We start from the raw sequence: 18,592 nt of genomic DNA, 5'->3' as shown, positions 1-18,592 counted from the left end.
GTTTAAAGAGTCGCCTGAAGACCGAAAGTGATTGTTCTCATCGCAGGATATCTGTAGTACGTAGTTCCATCCAGAGCCTGTTCCGGATCCATTCCTTTATGTTTGTAGAAAGTCAGAAAGTTTTCAGCCTGAATATAGATTCTGAATTTCTTCAGTCCCAGCTTTTCAAAATAATCCGAAGGCAGCGTATATCCCAGACTCACATTTTTAAGCCTTGCATACGTTCCTGAATATAAAAATCTTGAAGAAGAAGCGTTCCAGTTATTTGTTGTGGTGTTCAATGCAGGAACATCCGTGTTAGGGTTGTCCGGAGTCCACCGGTTCAGCATTTCTGCACTCCATGCCCGTCCTGCAGAACTTCCGCTGGACATTAATGAAGTATAATCCGTATCCAGGATCTTTCCTCCGATACTGAAGGTCAGCAACCCTGAAAAGTCGAAATTTTTATAAGCTACACTTGTGCTGATCCCACCGGTTACTTTAGGCAATGCGGATCCCTGAAGAGTTCTCGTAGCTTTTGAATACTCGGAAGTGGTTCCGTCCACGGTATTTCCGTTGGCATCCTGATAGATATATCTCCACAAAGGTTTTCCGTTCGAAGGATCTACACCTTTCCATTCCTGAAGATAAAAATCATAAACAGACCCTCCTACTTCCATACGTTTTGTGGAAGTTACGACTGCTCCTTTCGGCAGCTTTGTAATTTTGTTCTGTAAAGTACTAAGGTTCACATCCACATTCCACTGGAAATTATCATTCTTGATGGGCGTTGTGAATAATGAAAATTCAAAACCGGTATTCTGTAATGTTCCGACATTGAAAGGAAAATCACTGATTCCAAGGGATGGCGCAACGGGCATATTAAACAAAAGATCCTGGCTTTTACGTTTAAAATATTCTACGTTACCTTTAACCCTGTTATTAAGAATAGCAAACTCCAAACCTACGTTTAAATTAAGATTGGTTTCCCATTTCACGTCATTAGTCTGCACTTTCTCAAGAACAGTTCCCGGCTCGCCAAGGTTATTATAAAATTTGTATAATTCCTGATAAGCATAATAAAGTGAAGATCCACTAGGCCTCCTTAGTTTATCATTCCCTTGTCCACCGTAACTTGCACGAAGCGTCAGCTGGTTGAAGAAGTTCAGATCTTTAATAAAGTTTTCATTGGAAACTTTCCATGAACCTCCTACTGACCAAAATTTACCCCATCGGTTATCCGCAAAGAATCTTGAAGAACCGTCTGCCCTACCTGAAACGGATAGGAAATACGTATTGTTAAAATCATATTCTGCTCTTCCCAGGAAACTCAACAGAGAGAATTTATCACTGTTTCCACTGAAACTCCCCAACAAAGCGGCTGCATCCGGTTCATAATAATAAGGAAGTGAAAACTGGCTTCTGGAACCTGAAATCGTCTGGTAATCGTATTTATAAAATTCCTGACCTCCCAAAACATTGATGTGGTGTTTCCCGAATTTTTTATCATATGTCAGAATATTACTCGTGGTATAAGAAAGTGTTCTGCTGTTTGATCTCGTCACAGAACCACCGATCTCACTCCCTTCCCCGATAAGCGGATTCGAATAATAATGGCCATTGTAATTCACTAAATCAACAGAAAAGCTGCTCTTAAATTTCAGTTCGGGAAGGAAAGTAAATTCTAAAAATCCTTTTCCGGAGAAGTTATCTTCTTTGTTTTCATTTTTATCTAAAGGTAGCGTTGCAGCAGCATTTTGATTCTGCAATGCATTCGTAGGTCTGTATTTACCGAAATCATAGATCCTGTTTCCATCCGCATCAAGCCTGTAACTTCCATCAGCATTTCTTTCGTAATAAGGATAGAAAGACGGAACTGCTCTCGCTGCCTGGATGATATTGTCCTGTCTTGAATCGGAAGATGGCGGCGCATTCTGTATACTGTTGGTATAGCTTAAGTTCACCCCTGCATTCAGCCACTTCTTCACTTCAGTATTCACCTTCAGTCTGGTTGCAAATTTTTGAAAACCAGATTCGATGGCGATTCCTTTATCATCCAGATACCCCAATGAAAAGAAATAATTGCTTTTCTCACTACCTCCGCTGATATCAAAATCCACCTGACTTCTGGAAGCCGTTCTTTGAAGAATATCTCTCCAATCGTCGTTCCATAAAGGTTTTGCTCCTGGAAGAAGTTTTCCGTCCGGTCCTACCGGCTGTGGATATCCGGCTCCGTAAGGATTGATTCCAAGAGCAGTAACAAGGTTGTCACTGGCCATCTGACCTGCCTGTTGCGAAGAAATCTGACCGGACTTGTATCCGTTTCTCAATGCTTCCCAATACAGCTGGAAATATTGGTCTGTGCTTACCTGCTTATAATCTTTTACCGCTCTGCCGGAAAATCCCTGGCTGATATTAAAATTCACCCTTGACTCTCCTTTTTTGCCGGATTTTGTTGTAATGATAATGATTCCGTTAGCACCTCTTGATCCGTATAATGAACTTGCCGTAGCATCTTTTAAAACACTGATCGACTCAATGTCATTAGGGCTGATGGAATTGATATTTCCGTCAAAAGGAATTCCGTCTACCACATACAGAGGATCGCTGGAAGCACTGATAGAGCCAACTCCTCTTATTCTTACAGAAGCGGTAGCGCCCGGCTGTCCTGATGCACTTACTGCCTGAACTCCCGGCACCTGCCCTTCCAAAGCTTTTGTAATATTGGTAACCGCTCTGTTATTGATTTTATCGCTGGAGATGGTAGCTACTGAACCGGTATAGCTTGTTCTCTTGGCCTTACCGTAGGCGATCACTACTACTTCATCAATTTCCTTTTCCTTGACCGTATCTTTTTTAGGTTTGGCTTCCTGAGCCTGCACACTTATAATTCCAAGGAAAAATACAGCAACAGATGGAATCCAAACTTTAGAATTAATTAAACTTTTACTAATCATAACCAATTTTATTTGTCATATATTAAAATTTAGCCCTTTGCAGAAAAGTCAGCAAAGGGCATCGATAAATACGATTAACCAAATGCTTATTTTTCCTTTATAGGCTGAATGTAACACCTTGCACATGGGCAGGTTGTCAAGATTTCACAGGGTCAGTTCCCTCCATCTTTCTTTATAAGCCGATCGAAATATGTCTGCAAATCTAAAAACAATTAGTCTACAAAACAAGTAGACTTTAAAATTTATTATGAAATATTTTCAAAAATTAACTTAATTATTAATCAAACACCGCTACAGTAAACAGTTACAGGATTACGAAATAACCAAACATGATAAATATCATTACACATAATGTAATTCACCAAAACTGCAAAAAAATGCGCGAAAATAGAACGAAACTATTTAAATTTATAGAATGAAAGTTTTAATTGTAAACGGCCCCAATCTGAATCTTTTGGGCACAAGAGAACCTGAGATCTATGGCAGTACTTCTATGGAATCATGCATGGAAACACTGAGATCTGAATTTACATCTGATGAACTGGACTACTATCAGTCTAATATAGAAGGGGAAATTATTAACAGACTTCAGGAGGATAATTTTGATGCACTGGTGATTAATCCCGGAGCGTATACGCACTATTCGTATGCTATTGCAGACTGTTTAAAGAATATCAGAAAACCTAAAATTGAGGTTCACATCAGTAATATTTACAAAAGGGAAGAATTCCGCCAGAAATCTGTAACAGCCGCGAATACAGATGCGGTATTGTCAGGTTTTGGAATGGATGGATACAGATTGGCTTTATTGAGTTTAAAAAAGTAAGTCTATACTAACCACTGATTTCACAGATTTACACAGATGATTGCGTTTTTGTTTAATGGGCAAAGAATCTTCTGCAATTCAGAAATTATAGAAATCTAAAAAATGATCATAAAAAAAGCCTCATCGATGATGAGGCTTTTGTGATATTAAGTAGTCTGCTGTTGAAGCTGAGGTCCGGAAGCGATTAACTTTCTTCCTTCTTCAGTATCGCAGTACTGTTCAAAGTTTTTGATATATCTTGCCGCAAGATCTTTTGCTTTTTCTTCCCATTCTGCAGCATTGCTGTACGTTTCTCTAGGATCAAGGATACCTTCAGAAACATTTGGAAGCTGAGTTGGAATTTCAAGATTCATGATAGGAACCTGAGTTTTAGGAGCATTTTCGATAGAACCGTCAATGATAGCATCGATAATCGCTCTTGTATCTTTCAGAGAGATTCTCTTTCCTGTTCCGTTCCATCCTGTATTGACAAGATAAGCTTTAGCTCCGTGCTCTTTCATTTTCCCGATCAGTGTTTTAGAATACATGGTTGGGTGAAGAGTAAGGAAAGCTTCTCCGAATGCAGGAGAGAAAGATGGTTCCGGTTCAGTAATTCCTCTTTCGGTACCTGCCAGTTTGGAAGTATATCCGCAAAGGAAGTGGTACTGAGCCTGGTTTTCATCCAAGATAGAAACCGGAGGCAATACTCCGAATGCATCAGCAGAAAGATAAACGATCTTCTTAGCATGTCCAGCCTTAGATGGAAGAACAATCTTGTTGATATGATAAATTGGGTAAGATACTCTTGTATTTTCAGTGATAGATCCGTCTGTATAGTCAGCAACTCCGTTGTTTACAACTACATTTTCAAGAAGCGCATCTCTTTTGATCGCTCTGAAAATATCCGGTTCTTTCTCTTCAGAAAGGTCAATCACCTTAGCGTAACATCCACCCTCGTAGTTGAATACACCATTGTTGTCCCAACCGTGCTCATCGTCACCAATCAGGAATCTTTTAGGATCTGCAGATAAAGTTGTTTTTCCAGTTCCGGAAAGACCGAAGAAAAGAGCAACATCTCCTTCTTCACCTACGTTTGCAGAACAGTGCATAGAAGCCATTCCCTTCAATGGAAGGTAATAGTTCATCATGGCAAACATTCCTTTTTTCATTTCACCTCCGTACCAGGTACCTCCGATGATCTGTAGTTTTTCTGTAAGATTGAACATGATGAAGTTTTCAGAGTTTAATCCCTGAGCTTCCCAGTTCGGGTTCGTAGTTTTAGAACCGTTGATTACTGTGAAATCCGGCTCCCCGAAGTTTTCAAGCTCGTAGTGAGACGGACGGATAAACATATTAGTAACGAAATGCGCCTGCCACGCTACCTCAACGATGAACCTTACTTTTAGCCTGGTATCTGTATTGGTGCCACAAAAAGCATCCACTACATAAATTTTCTTAGCCTCAGAAAGCTGGTTCAGCACTAATCCTTTACAAGAATCAAAATTTTCCGCTGTAGTAGGAAGGTTTACTTTCCCATCCCAGAAAATTGTATCTCTTGTAACATCATCCTGAACTATGTATCTGTCTTTAGGTGAACGACCTGTGAAAATTCCAGTTTTTACTGATACTGCACCGGATTCCGTAAGTTCAGCTTGCTCAAAGCCTTGATTATCAGGAGCCACTTCAGCCTGGTATAACTCTTCGTAAGACGGGTTATAGACTACTTCATAATTTCCTTTAATCCCTAATTTTTCTAAATCCTGGATGATTTTAGCGTGTTTCATTTTACTTATATTTTCTATTTCTTTATTGGGTTCAACAAAATTAATATTAATTATTTGTTAAAGGTGGTTTAAATATAATGATATAAGTCAGAATGACAAATAAAAAAAAAGGATTGTAAAATATTGATTATAAATTAATTATATCAGACCATTGAAAAACGGTATTAAAACCTTTTCCCCAAAAATAGTCCTCATAGCCGTCAAATTTAGCACTCATCACAAAATCTCCGCCCCAGGCCCCCAAACTTTTAACAAAAACCGGACAGTCTGCGAAAAATTTCTCTTTAACTGTGGGAATTTCAAGGAATTTCGAAATTTTTTGTTCATGAATCATCATCAGTTCGGAAAAATTTTCCAATTCACTGCATAATAAAACTTTTTTTGTGATATCCGAAAATTCATCAACAAGTATTTGAGACTTCGGTTTCGACTTGTAAAAATGGATTCCTTCCCTGCTGTCCTGTTTCTGATTTAAGTGAATAAAAATCAGTTCATTTTTGAACGGAGGATTAAAATCTGTCTTTTCGTAAAAGATCTCAGGTTTACTTCTAAACAGGATGGCTGATTTCTCTTTGGCAACAGCAATATCATACCCGCTTCCGCCTAAACTGATGCTGTTTAAATGAAAAGGATCAATAGCTGCCCATTCCGCAAGGTTGTTCATCAGCGTTGAACTGCTGCCGAGTCCGTAATCTGCAGGAAACTGAAGATTGGTCTTCAGATGGTAAGTATAATTATTTTTGAATTGAGTTTTAGAAAGCTGCTGAACGTTTCGTAAGGTTTTAAGAATAAATTCAGCGCTTGAAGGAATATTGGCTTCCAGGATCTGCCAGTTTTTATAGTCTATGACAGCCTTAAACCATAATTTGTTTTGATGATAGGCTTCCCAAAAGATCAGGGATTGTTCATCTTCTTTTTCTTCAAAAAAAAACTCTTGTCCAAGCTTGGTAGGTACCGCCAGGACAAGAGCTCCGTCTATCGCGAAATATTCAGAAGTAAGCATAAGCTTTCCCGGTGAAAATATTCCGCTCATATTTTTTTATTAAATAGCTGAAGCAACTTCCACAGAAGGATCAATTTTCTTGATCAATCCCTGAAGTGTTTTTCCAGGACCTACTTCTACGAAATTAAACGCTCCGTCTTTGATCATATTCTGAACAGACTGCGTCCATTTTACAGGACCTGTAAGCTGAGCGATCAGGTTTTGTTTGATCTCCTCAGGATTAGTCACTGCCGTAGTGGTGATATTCTGGTAAACCGGAATAGTTGCTTTTCTGAATTTTGTATTTTCAATCGCTGCTGCCAGTCTTACCTGTGCAGGCTCCATCAAAGGTGAGTGGAACGCTCCGTTTACCGGAAGTAATAACGCTCTTTTAGCTCCCGCTTCTTTAAGCTTTACGCAAGCCTCTTCTACTGCAGCTGTTTCTCCTGAAATAACCAATTGGCCAGGACAGTTGTAGTTAGCCGGTACCACGATACCGCTGATCTGTGCACAGATTTCTTCAACTTTTGCGTCTTCAAGACCTAAAATTGCAGCCATAGAGCTTGGATTGGCATCACAGGCTTCCTGCATTGCTTTTGCTCTTTCGGATACTAATTTCAGACCGTCGTCAAAGGATAAAACTCCGTTGGCAACTAAAGCTGAAAATTCTCCTAAAGAATGTCCTGCCACCATTTCTGCTCCAAGACCGTTCACTGCTTTTAATGCAGCTACTGAATGTATAAATATAGAAGGCTGGGTAACCTCTGTTTTCTTAAGATCTCCATCTGTCCCGTTGAACATCAACGAAAGAATATCGAAACCTAAAATTTCATTGGCAGATTCCATTAAGTCCTTAATGTCTTTTCTAGAATCGTACAATTCTTTTCCCATTCCTACGAACTGAGAACCCTGCCCAGGAAATACAAGTGCTTTCATGTAATGAATTAAATATTATGCAAATATAAAGATAATGTTAAAAATATTCCTTTAAAAAGGCATAAATCGGTTAAGGAACTAATCTAATCACGCGGTATCCGGTGTTTACGTAAGCTCCGTTTGCTTTTGATTTTACAAACTCAAACTTGGTCGCAAGCTGGGTCTGCACTTTATTCATCTGCTTAAAAATCTCTCCTTTTCTGTTTTCTCTCGTCAGCATATCATTCACGACATCAAAACCAACGATGGCATATTTAGGAGGTGTTTTGCAGTATTTACTTTTATAAGCTGCTAAGATTTCTTTTTCAAAATTACCGTCTGCATTGATCTTTCTGTCCATCAGATACACAAGGCTTGCCTGGCTCAGCTCATCTACTTTTTTCTCGAAAGTTGGAGAATAGTACATACTGAAGGCCTTCACACCCTGCACTTCTTTGGAAAGCGCAATCATTTTATTGGTGAAAGCTTCACCGGCAGCATCATTGTCACTGGCAAGAATAGCGATTACTGGAGCAGACTGCCCTGTCATCATGTTCTGGTCCAGCTGAATTTCTGCAGGAGAGTTGACGATAATAATGTTTGGATTTTTAACTGCCTTTTCCAGACCTCCTTTGATGTAGCCTGCAAGTTCTTTTTTGCTGTCTGCTACCACATAGATTTTCTGATCTGAATAAATCCCTCTTACTTCTTCAACAATTTTATCGGCATAAGTCTGGTCATTGGTTTCCACAATAATCAGGTTGCTGTAGTTGTACAGTTCCGGAGAGTTAGCGAAAGGCGCCACAACCGGAATTTTCTGATTTTTGGTAAAATCAAGAACATCAATGACGTTTGATTTAAAGAATGGGCCAATGATCAGATCCGTATTTTCAGGATTGATCTGTGCCATTGAGTTTTTAAATGAAGCTTCGTTTCCAGAATCTACAATTTTGATATCAAGCTTCTGTCCGCCTCTTGCATTTCTTTCGATGGCTAATTTAGCTCCGGTAAGGAAATCCAGTGCCATTCCTCTGTATTGAGTTTCGTTGGTACTGTATCCGAAAGGAAGCATTAAAACAACGCTTAGTGCATCACCGCTTTTCTTTACATAAGCCGGATCCTGTTTTTTGATCTTCAAGACCATTCCTGATTTCAGACCTTTTGAAAGATCAGGGTTCAGGGCGATCAGTTCATCAATAGAGATTCCGAATTTATTAACGATAGAGAAAACGGTGTCTCCCTGCTGAACGGTATAGGTTACGTAATCATCATCCGCTGCGACAGAAGTTGCAGTGGATGTCGTAGATTTTTCGTTTCCTGAATCTATTTTGGTTTTCGGATTTACCGGCTCAGTGGCTGAAGTGGTATCCGTTTTTGATTTTTTTACGAGAATGGTTTCGCCCGGCTTCAGACCTTTTTCTTCCAATCCAGGATTTAAGGTATACAATTCCTGCTGGCTGATTCCAAACTGTTTTGTAATTCTGTAATAATTATCTTTGGCCTGAATAACATACATGGATGCGTCTACAGATGCTCCTGCATTCACTCCGCTATGAGGTTCCGTCGGCTTTGGCTCTACAGTAAGAGGAGCCGTCTGCTGGTCTCCGCCATATTTTTTGATGCTGTCGAGCGGCAAAGTAATCTCATCCCCTATTTTCATGTGGGTATCCAATTCAGGATTCAGTTTTCTCAGGTCTGCTTCAGAGATACGGTATTGTTTTGTAATTCCGTAAACCGTCTGTTTAGGCTGAAGGATAATTTTCCCGACCTGCGCATTTGAATGACCTGGTTTTGCTTTTTCAACTCCTGCAGGCTTAGACACCGGAGCAGCCTGTTTTTCAGCTTTCACTGTCACAACATCTCCAATAGCCAGCTTACCGTCTTTGAATTTTGGATTCAGCTTTAACAATTCATCTACAGTTATCCCGTATTTCTTAGCAATATTGTAAGGATTGTCTCCTTTCACAACGGTGTGCGAGTTCTGGGCAGATACTCCCAAAACCATACATAAACTGGACAAAATAAAAAACCTCTTTATCATACTCGGTAATTATAATTTACAAAAATACTTCTTTAAAATTAAATGGCAACAATTATTAATTTGGATTCTTGAACCACCATTTCTTCCCAACAATTTTCAAGCCATGAATAGCCATAATCGGAAAAGAATACACTGAAGTTATAGACTCTTTCCTGCCAGGTTTTGGAAGGGTGAACATCTAAAAACAGTTTCTCCAGTCTTTCGAGCAATTCGCCCTGTTTTATTTTTTCTGCGTGCAACAGGCGTTTTTTCATTCTTTTAAATGATTTCAACTGTCTTACTTCTTCTGCCTTCACCATATTTCCGAAAGAAAGTTCTGTAGTTTCCGCTATAGCTTTCAATTTGGAGAAGCCTTTCTCCAAAAGTATTTCTTTTTCTTCAAGCAATGACAATACACTGCTGTCTTTTAAAATTTTCTGATTGGTAATGGCTGTAAAGTTTCCAAAGAAGTCTTCAATGCTCAGATCCAGTTTTTCAATTTTCCCTACCGTTTTTTCTTTAATGAAAAGCATAGAGTTTCTCGGAATCAAAACAGGGAACGGAATATCGACTGCTGCAAAATAATCTTTAAGCTCCAGCCAGTACATGATCTCTGCATTTCCTCCGATGTAAGCTAAATTGGGAAGTACTTTTTCCTGATACACAGGACGCATCAAAGCATTCGGGCTGAATCTTTCGGGATGACTGTCCAGCTCCTGAAGGATTTCTTCCTGCGTAAATTTTTTGTCTGTATCTACTGCAATATATTGTTCACCATCAAAGTCGATTCTGTCTCTGGTTTCTGAAAGGTAGAAAAGGTTGATGTCTCTTGGATTCACCTGAACTTTTCCATATTTCCTGGTCAGAAAATCTACTTTTTCTTTTGAGTTTTTCTGTAAACTGAAATGAAGCAGTTCGTCTCTGAAAATATCTTTGATCTGGTTTTTCAATTCTTTGGAGTCTCCATCCATGATCAAAAGACCAAATTCAGAGAACAATCTGTTCACTAAGGTTTTGATGGCCTCCGTTAATGTATTTCCTACTTTATACGCTTCCTTCATCATCAGGATCAGCTCTGTCCCGAATACGGAATCTTTAAATTCCTTTTCAAATTCTGAGATGAAAAAAGTATCGCTGATGGTAATTCTTCCCACCGGGCCGCCTGACTTTTCATTGATCTCATAATAATTGTTTTCCGTCTTAAAATGATTGATCTCTGCAAAATCATGATCTTCTGACGCCATCCAGTATACCGGAACGAAATTAAAATCAGGAAAGTTTTCCTTCAGATAAGTACAGGTTTTAATGGTCTGTAAAATTTTATAGACAAAGAAAACAGGTCCGGAGAACAGGTTCAGCTGGTGTCCGGTCGTTATGGTAAAGGTATTGGGTTGTCTCAGGTTTTCCAGGTTTTCTTTCTGCTTTGAGGAAAGCGTAAGGTCTGAAAGTTGCTTTTCCAGCACATCAGATAAGATCTGTCTCTGATCCGGTGTAAAGAAATTCTGTTTGAGATGGATCTGATCTTTAAAGTGATCTAAAGAAAAGGTATTGTTTTCAAAGCCCTCAATCTTTTGGTCCAGAAAATCTTTTACCAGCTGAGGAATGCTTTCTATATTGTTAAATGATATTTTATTTATTGTTTTCAACTTGGTTTGGCTTTTAGTTGAACAAATACCACACAATCCCGATGTTTAATCTAAAATCATAAACCGGATAATGTGGAAATGCATATGCTTTATTATTGGAGATGAATGTTCCTATCTGCTGTCCTTCTACGTAGAAAAACATTTTTTTAACCTTCATATTGATATAAAGATCGGCAATAGGCTGTCCTCCGATAGAGAATGAATCTGCACGAGGCAAGATATATTCATTGAGAATCGGGAAGTAATCTCTTGATGCAAATTTTGAGAAATAATAGACTTTCACTCCCATCTGAACCTCGGCCGCATCTTTAAAGGCTTTGCTCTGGAAGAAGAAGTTGGCTCTTCCGATGAAACTTGGCATGGGAAGAAGTTCTTTATTCGTCAATGCATTCTGGAAATGAAGTCTTGTATTAAGATGGAATTTTCCGAAACTGAATGTAGCATCACCTCCAATCTGAGAAATATTCAGCGAGCTGCTGCTCTGTTGTGGAGCTCCGTCTGCATTGAAATACGTGTAGTTGTCTATTCTAAAATAATTAGCGAAAATTTCGGTTTTGAACCATTTCAGATTTACACTTCCTCCGATTTCCGTTACCGTCTGGTTTTTGGCATTTTCCAGATAATAATTGTATTTATTGTAAACGGATGTATTTAAAAGGTAGTTAAATGAAGGGTAAGCACTCTGGAAATTCACTTTCGCATTAACGAAATAATCTTTTATTGGCTCAAACTTGATATTGTTGGTAGTTCTAAGATAACTTCCGAACTGGCTTCCATTTGAAAATTCTAAGAATGATTTCAGCTGGAACTTGTCCCAAAGTTTAATCTGCAAGTTTCCAACAGCTCCGATTCTGTTTTCTTTAAGTTCACCCGGAAGCGCTGTTCCGTTGACAGTAGCTAGATCTCTCACGCCAAATTTAATCATCTGATAACGCACTCCCCCATCAAGCTTGAATTTTTCATTATTGAAAACCAAACTTACCGTATTGCTGAAGTTATCTGAATATTTTTTTGTGGTCAGCGGGAAACCATTCGTTACTTCCGAAACATTGTCATACCAGTAAGATTCTAAACCTCCCTGGTTATAAAAATATTTGTTCCCCTGATGGGATAAGGTATGTCTGATACTGAAAGGAAATTTTTCTGCATTGAACGGTGTAAACTGATGGCTCAGATAATATCTTCTGTATGAATACTGAGAACTTGATGATGCCAGATTAACCTGGGCATTCTGTCTGTTCTTATAGTTGCTGTCACCACTTTGGAACAGATCATCTTCTGTGATCCCTCCACTTTCCTGGTTGTTGACATTCTGATGTAGATAATGGGCAAACAATTCATAATTGCCACTCTTGGAAGTATAGTGTCCTGAAAACAAAGTATTGTTATTGGACGCTAATGAATTCCTATAAAACCCCTGGGAACGAAGCCCCATATAGTTAATGGCAAAATTGAATCTTTTCCCGATATTCTGTGTATATGTAGAGTTCAAAGCGGCTCCGTTTTTCATCGCGGTATGGTAAACGAAAGTAGCTGTAGGTGTTTTTACATCATAGTATTTCACATCGTCGGCACCGATGATCATGTACGATTTGTTGGAAGGCAGCAGAGACAGGTTCTGCTCCGGATTTACTTCATATACCAGAGGATTAAATCCGGCTCCTATATTGGCCACCTGGGCTTTCCCGAAGTTGTCTCTATTATTATATTGTGAATAGATATGCGTTTTGTCAAAAGTCATCACGGTATCAAAAATCTTCTTTTCGGAAAACTGGGTCTGATACAGATAATCATTAATGGTAGGTTTAAAAATTTTCAGGGAATCTTTTTGCCCGTTATCTACAACAAGAGTGTCTTCTTCTTTCTGCGGACTCTTGATATCTGTTTTATTAACAACTTGAGCCTTCGAGACAAAACCGAAGAAGATTATGATAAAAAGGATGTACTTCATGCGTTTATTTATATTGTTCAAAAGTAACATGAAACCTTAAAGTTCCATTATTGATTTTTGTACAGCAAAAATAAGAAATAAAAGGAAACAAAAACCCCTGCGAATGGCAGGGGTTTATATATGGTGTTTACTTGTTTACAAATTCTACCAGTTTTATCATATCCGGTTCTTTGTTGAAATTGATTTTATTGGATTTCACAAAGGTTTCAAGCTCCTTTTTGTCTATTGAAAAAATCCCTGATGCTTCTGAAACATTCTTTGGAAATTTTGAAAACTTTTTGTCTTTGGCTACCAGATAGAGATCTGTTTCTTTTGCATAATAATCGTTGGCATCCTTTGTATATGAATTGGTGCTTTTTTCACCTTTTAAAAGTTCCATCTTTTCTCTTTTGTACAGAGAAAATTTTGGATTATCTACCAGCAATACCAGGTATCCGGATTTTGATTTACCATCGTAAGTGTAGGTCAGAGATTCATAAGTCTTTTTAAGGTCCGGAAACTGAATTTTGATATTTGTTCCTTTATTGACATAAAAAAGTTCTTCTCCGTTTTTAAATTCCATTTCATCTTCATAGGCATTGTAACGAAGATCCTGAACATCTTTACTAAAGCCTTTAATCATTACTTTATTGAATTTCTCCCCAGTTGTATAAGGGTTTCCATCTATTACATATTCTTTGGTTGTAGGCCTGTTTGCCCGCATAAAAATATTTTCAGTAGAATAGGATACATTCTCACTTCCGGCCTGCGCCTCCACTACAGAAATAGTGAAACCAAATACAATTAAAAAAATCTTTTTCATAGTAACATTTTAACAAAAATAGTAAAATAAAAGCCACTTCATAAAGAAGTGGCTGATATATTTAATAATTATGTAATTAATTATTAGTTGTCATATCCAGGGTTAGATTTAACCGGCGTACCCGCTAAGTCAGTTTCCTGTCTTGGAATCGGGAATGCATTAAGATCCTGGTTTGTACTTGCTGTAGCTGGTCTAGCAATAGCAACACCCCATCTTCTTAAATCCCACTGTCTAAGACCTTCACCAAGAAGTTCTTTCATTCTTTCCAATTTAAGTTTATCAAGGTCAACAGAACCTGCAGCAGGCAATCCTCTATTCTGTACAATCAGATTGTAATATTCAAGAGCTTTTGTAGCACTACCACCGTTCAATTCTGCTTCAACACCATTCAATAATACTTCTTCGTAACGAAGCATTTTGATATTATCTGCACCAACTCCCTGAGTATATTTTCCAACACCATTAGCATTAGAGTTGAATGATAGGAATCTTTGTCCTCCGGTTAATGTAATAAATAATCTTCTTACATCATTGGTATCATAAGCCGCCTGAGTACTTGCATTTACTACAAGATTCGCATACCCATTTGGGTTAAGTCTTTGTCTGTAAGATCCTGTAGATAAAGATGAATTGATTCCTACTGCTAATTCAAAAATAGAGTTAGGAGCAGCACCATTCATTGTAAATCTAAATGTTTCCTGTAGTAATGCAGCAGGTGCAACACTAAACTTACCATAAAGATCACTTGTAAGCGTTCTAACTTTAGCATAATCTCCTTTGTAAAGATAAAATCTTGACATTAAGCCTTTTACAGAAAATACCGTAAGTTCAGTTTTATTAGCATTTAAAGGATTTCCATTAGCTGTCATCAATTCAATTGCCTTTGTAAAGTCAGCATCAATCTGTGCTTCAGTCTGTGCAATAGTAGCTCTTGGCATAACTGCTTTCGGATCATACTTTAATGGCATTACAATCCCTAAAGATTCTCCTCCTGCAATATATTTTTGTCCGTACAGTCTTAAAGCATCAAAAAAAGCAATTGCTCTTAATGCATAAGCCTGCCCTTGTGCATACGTTGAATTTTTACGATCTGCATCTGTTCCCTGGATACCAGCTATGTCTGTATTAATTACAACATTAGCCTTAGCAACCAATTCATAGATCTTGTTATATGTATCTACAGCATATCTATCATTAGAAAGCATGGTATAATTCATTACATTCTGATAATACCCGCCAGCCAGATTACTGATCATTTCATCAGATCTTACTTCTCCATATGCCATAAAGTCCGCTCCGTAATATGCAGTAGCTCTCATAGACTCATATCCACCTCTAACAAAAGCCTGAACTTCGTTGTCAGTTTTAAGTGGAGCCTGCTGTACCTCCTGGAAGAATTCTCTTTCTACAAAGTCATCGGAACATGATATGCTGGTAGCAGCAACACCGATTGACAATAATCCTATTTTTATTATTTTATTCATTTTTTCTCTTTTTTAGAAGCTAACATTAACACCAAATAGATAAGACTTTAATACCGGTAAACTTAAATTAGTTGTTCCTGAAATATTAGTCTCCGGATCAAATTTCAATCTGTCATCAAAGTTATGAGTCCAAGCATTATTAGCCATTACATAAACCTGTACAGAATTAAGTCCAGAACCTTTCAAGAAATCACCTGTAAATGTATATCCGAATCTTGCATTGCTCAATCTGATATAATCCGCATCATATAAATATCTTGTTGAAGCCTGGTTAGAAAGCTTGTTACCTCCATACATTGGCTTCGGATTTGAAGCTCCTGTATTCTGAGGCGTCCAATAATCTCCCATAGCATCTCCGTATCCTGGATAGTTTAGAGAATACTGTCCGTCACTGTAAGTATAGTTAGCCCAGTTATCATAGATCTTACCTCCGAATCCGTAAGTAAACTGAAGATCTAAAGCAAATCCTTTGTATGAAATACTTGTATTAGCCCCACCGAATATTGTGCTCAGGAATGACCCTTGAACAGCTTGCTGTGCTTTGTTGTAATCATTAGTAGTTTCCCCGTCTTTACCATTAAGGTACCATAGTGGATCACCATTAGCTGAATCTACACCAGCCCATTTTCTAAGATAGAAAGAACGAGCTCCTTCTCCAACTCTAAGTGTAGTTGTAGCTGTATTAACAGTTCCTCCATACAATTCTGTAATTTCATTCTTAAGGGTAGATAGATTGGCTCCAACAGACCAGTTCACTTGATTTCTGTCTCCTTTAAAGATTTCAGCATTTACATTGAATTCAAAACCTTTATTAACAAGTGTTCCTACGTTATCAAGCATAACCCCATATCTTAGAGTACCATTATCATTAGTGATTCCTCCTTGTGATGGAGATAATGGAAGGTTATAGATCAGGTCGTTTGTTTTCTTGTTATAGTATTCAGCTGTAACTGTAATTCTGTTTCTTAAGAAACCTAAGTCTAGCCCAACGTTGAATGGGTTAACAGTTTCCCAAGATAAATTAGGGTTGTATACGTTATAGTATCTTGCTGCCGCATTATCATTATAATTGATATCATATAGATAAAGCGCATAAGGGTTAGCTGTGACCTGGTTTCCTAATTTACCATATGATGCTCTGAACTTCGCCATAGAAATAACATTCATGTCTTTCACAAAGTTCAATCTTGCTAAATCTACACCTGCTCCAACAGACCAGAAGTTCCCTGCTTTACTACCAGGAGTAAACTGGGAAAGTACGTCTCTACGGTAAGAAGCATCAACTAAGATTAATTTGTCATAATCATAGTGTCCGGTTGCTGCATATCCATATCTGGATGAAGTTCCTCTTGTACCAGAGAAACCATAAGGCACAATAAAGTTACTTAAAGTTTCAAGTGAAGGAGTACCTACTGTAATTCCTGTAGCCATTAAGAACTTTCTATCAGTCTTATATGCTTCCTGAATTAAGGATGCCCCAACGTTATGTTTTCCAAATTTTTGAGAATAATCTAAGATATTCTGAACGTTAAAGTTGAAATATCTGTTCATAGAAGTTCTCTGGTATCCGCCATATGTATACCCATCACCGTGAAGAGGGTTCCAATAAGTGTCTTCTTCCAAATTCACATATTCAGGAGAGAACACAAATCTATACGTTAAATTCTTTAGAATCTTGTATTCAACATTTAAGTTGGCAAAAGCTCTGAATGTTCCAGCCTGAATGTAGTTATTCTCAAGTAAGTATCCAACGTTAAATTGGTTATTACTCAATCTGCTGTTTGCTGGATTTCCAAGATACCAAGAACCATCAGGGTTTCTTGCCGGATCAGTTGGTCTATTGAAATATTGAGCCAACATTGGATTAGAGAACGCACCTCCATCACTCAAAGTTCTTGTTTTACTGTGAGAAATCTGGAAATCTGTACTAATCTTTAATTTATCTGTTGCCTGGTAGCTTAATTTAGTAGTATATGATAATCTCTTGAAGAATGAGTTCATAATGATACTGTTTTGCTCAAACATATTCGCCGCAGCATAATACGTAAACTTATCATTACCTCCAGATATGCTGAAGTCAGCATTCTGCTGATACCCGTCTTTTCTTACAATATCTAACCAGTTCGTGTCGTATGGAGAAGACATAATCCCAACTGCCTGCGCATTTGCAGAAGCTGAAATTTTACCGCTTAACTGCCCAGCGGCAATTTGTTCAATAGAGTAATTTGAGTTCAATGAGTTATTGAACATATCTCTCAGGTAAGTTTTATACTCACCCGCAGAGTAGTTTCTTGCCATATCTACAGCCTGTTGGTTAAAACCACTGTTAAATGACAAGTTAAATCTAGGTTTTCCTTTTTTTCCAGATTTAGTGGTAATTACGATTACCCCTGCACCTGCATCCGCACCATAAACAGCTGTAGAAACAGCGTCTTTCAATACAGTAATACTTTCAACATCATCAGGACTTAGGTTGGCAAGAATGTTGGTAAGTGAAGATGTTCCATTGGCAGTTCCTAAACTTCCGTTTGCAACTCTAACACCATCAACAATATAGATTGGCGATGTTACTCCATTAATAGAAGATATACCTCTCACTCTTACATTGGCAAAACCTCCAGGCTGACCGGATGCACTACCCGTCTGAACACCTGTAACTCTACCTTGTAACATTTTGTCAACTGAAGCCACAGGAATATCTTCGATAGACTTAGCTGTCATCGTACTTGCTGATCCTGTAATTTCCTGCACCGTTTTCTTCTGTCCGAATCCGACCATCACCACCTCCTCAATCTGAGTAGTAGATGCTGTGTCTTTTTTCGCTTTTTGCGCAAAAGCGGTTTGTCCCAAAAAGAACAATGCTCCAGCACTTAATACACGTAGTTTAACATTCATATTAACAAATTTTAATATATTTTAATTGGCAAATATGTTAATAAATATTAATATGAACAAATCTTACAAGTATGTAAGCAGCAGCATCCTTTTGCTTATCGTTTTTAAGCAATCCGTGAAACAACGCAGATTAAACAATAACCTCCGGCTTTTATTTGTATAAATATTTTTTTTTCACGCTTGTTATTTTTTTTAACTAATTATTATTAGTCTTATGAATATTATTTAGAATTATTACAAATTACATTTTTCTTAAAATGTAATTTGTAATTAAAATATTATTAAAAAAAGTAAAATGTTTACTTATACTATATTAAAACGGCATTTTATACTTAACAATAAAAACAAAGAATACCGAAATATCCTTTGTTT

General features: G+C 37.9%; 11 protein-coding genes and 1 riboswitch. Of the genes, 1 reads left to right on the top strand and 10 read right to left on the bottom strand.

What is annotated here, in order from left to right:
* Positions 1–2: 2 nt before the first annotated feature.
* Positions 3–2,936 (bottom strand): SusC/RagA family TonB-linked outer membrane protein, encoded by a 2,934-nt coding sequence (locus BM143_RS14195; protein WP_090025102.1) that lies wholly within the window; start codon positions 2,934–2,936, stop codon positions 3–5.
* 83 nt (positions 2,937–3,019) lie between these two features.
* Positions 3,020–3,117: riboswitch (SAM riboswitch) on the bottom strand.
* Between the two features lie 234 nt (positions 3,118–3,351).
* Here BM143_RS14195 and BM143_RS14190 point away from each other — a divergent pair.
* The gene (locus BM143_RS14190; protein WP_090025101.1) at positions 3,352–3,762 is read left to right on the top strand and encodes a type II 3-dehydroquinate dehydratase; all 411 of its coding nucleotides are present in this window, start codon (positions 3,352–3,354) and stop codon (positions 3,760–3,762) included.
* A gap of 146 nt (positions 3,763–3,908) precedes the next feature.
* On the opposite strand, the gene pckA is transcribed toward BM143_RS14190, so the two are convergent.
* The 9 genes from pckA to BM143_RS14145 all read right to left on the bottom strand — a co-directional run bounded on the left by pckA (position 3,909) and on the right by BM143_RS14145 (position 18,220).
* On the bottom strand, positions 3,909–5,525 hold the full coding sequence (gene pckA / locus BM143_RS14185) for a phosphoenolpyruvate carboxykinase (ATP) (protein WP_034723906.1): 1,617 nt from the start codon (positions 5,523–5,525) through the stop codon (positions 3,909–3,911).
* 127 nt (positions 5,526–5,652) lie between these two features.
* Entirely contained in the window at positions 5,653–6,558 is a 906-nt protein-coding gene (locus BM143_RS14180; protein ID WP_090025100.1) for a GYDIA family GHMP kinase, read from the bottom strand.
* Positions 6,559–6,567: 9 nt separating this feature from the next.
* Complete coding sequence (gene fabD, locus BM143_RS14175) at positions 6,568–7,443, bottom strand: ACP S-malonyltransferase (protein WP_034723909.1); 876 nt, start codon at positions 7,441–7,443, stop codon at positions 6,568–6,570.
* A gap of 70 nt (positions 7,444–7,513) precedes the next feature.
* A complete protein-coding gene (locus tag BM143_RS14170) occupies positions 7,514–9,463 on the bottom strand; it encodes a LysM peptidoglycan-binding domain-containing protein (RefSeq protein WP_090025099.1) in 1,950 nt (649 codons plus the stop codon).
* 38 nt (positions 9,464–9,501) lie between these two features.
* Positions 9,502–11,088, bottom strand: coding sequence for a bacillithiol biosynthesis cysteine-adding enzyme BshC (gene bshC, locus BM143_RS14165; protein WP_090025098.1), 1,587 nt, complete (start codon positions 11,086–11,088; stop codon positions 9,502–9,504).
* A gap of 13 nt (positions 11,089–11,101) precedes the next feature.
* Positions 11,102–13,039: a putative porin gene (locus BM143_RS14160; protein WP_090025097.1), complete on the bottom strand. Its 1,938-nt coding sequence runs from the start codon at positions 13,037–13,039 to the stop codon at positions 11,102–11,104.
* 127 nt (positions 13,040–13,166) lie between these two features.
* Entirely contained in the window at positions 13,167–13,841 is a 675-nt protein-coding gene (locus tag BM143_RS14155; RefSeq protein ID WP_090025096.1) for a hypothetical protein, read from the bottom strand.
* A gap of 83 nt (positions 13,842–13,924) precedes the next feature.
* Positions 13,925–15,325, bottom strand: coding sequence for a RagB/SusD family nutrient uptake outer membrane protein (locus BM143_RS14150; RefSeq protein ID WP_090025095.1), 1,401 nt, complete (start codon positions 15,323–15,325; stop codon positions 13,925–13,927).
* A gap of 12 nt (positions 15,326–15,337) precedes the next feature.
* Positions 15,338–18,220 (bottom strand): SusC/RagA family TonB-linked outer membrane protein, encoded by a 2,883-nt coding sequence (locus BM143_RS14145; protein WP_090025094.1) that lies wholly within the window; start codon positions 18,218–18,220, stop codon positions 15,338–15,340.
* Positions 18,221–18,592: the final 372 nt, after the last annotated feature.

Source organism: Chryseobacterium oleae, from assembly GCF_900115055.1.
GTDB classification, from domain to species: domain Bacteria; phylum Bacteroidota; class Bacteroidia; order Flavobacteriales; family Weeksellaceae; genus Chryseobacterium; species Chryseobacterium oleae.
Note: the sequence above shows the minus strand (reverse complement) of the source record. Positions and strands in the feature narration are given on the sequence as shown.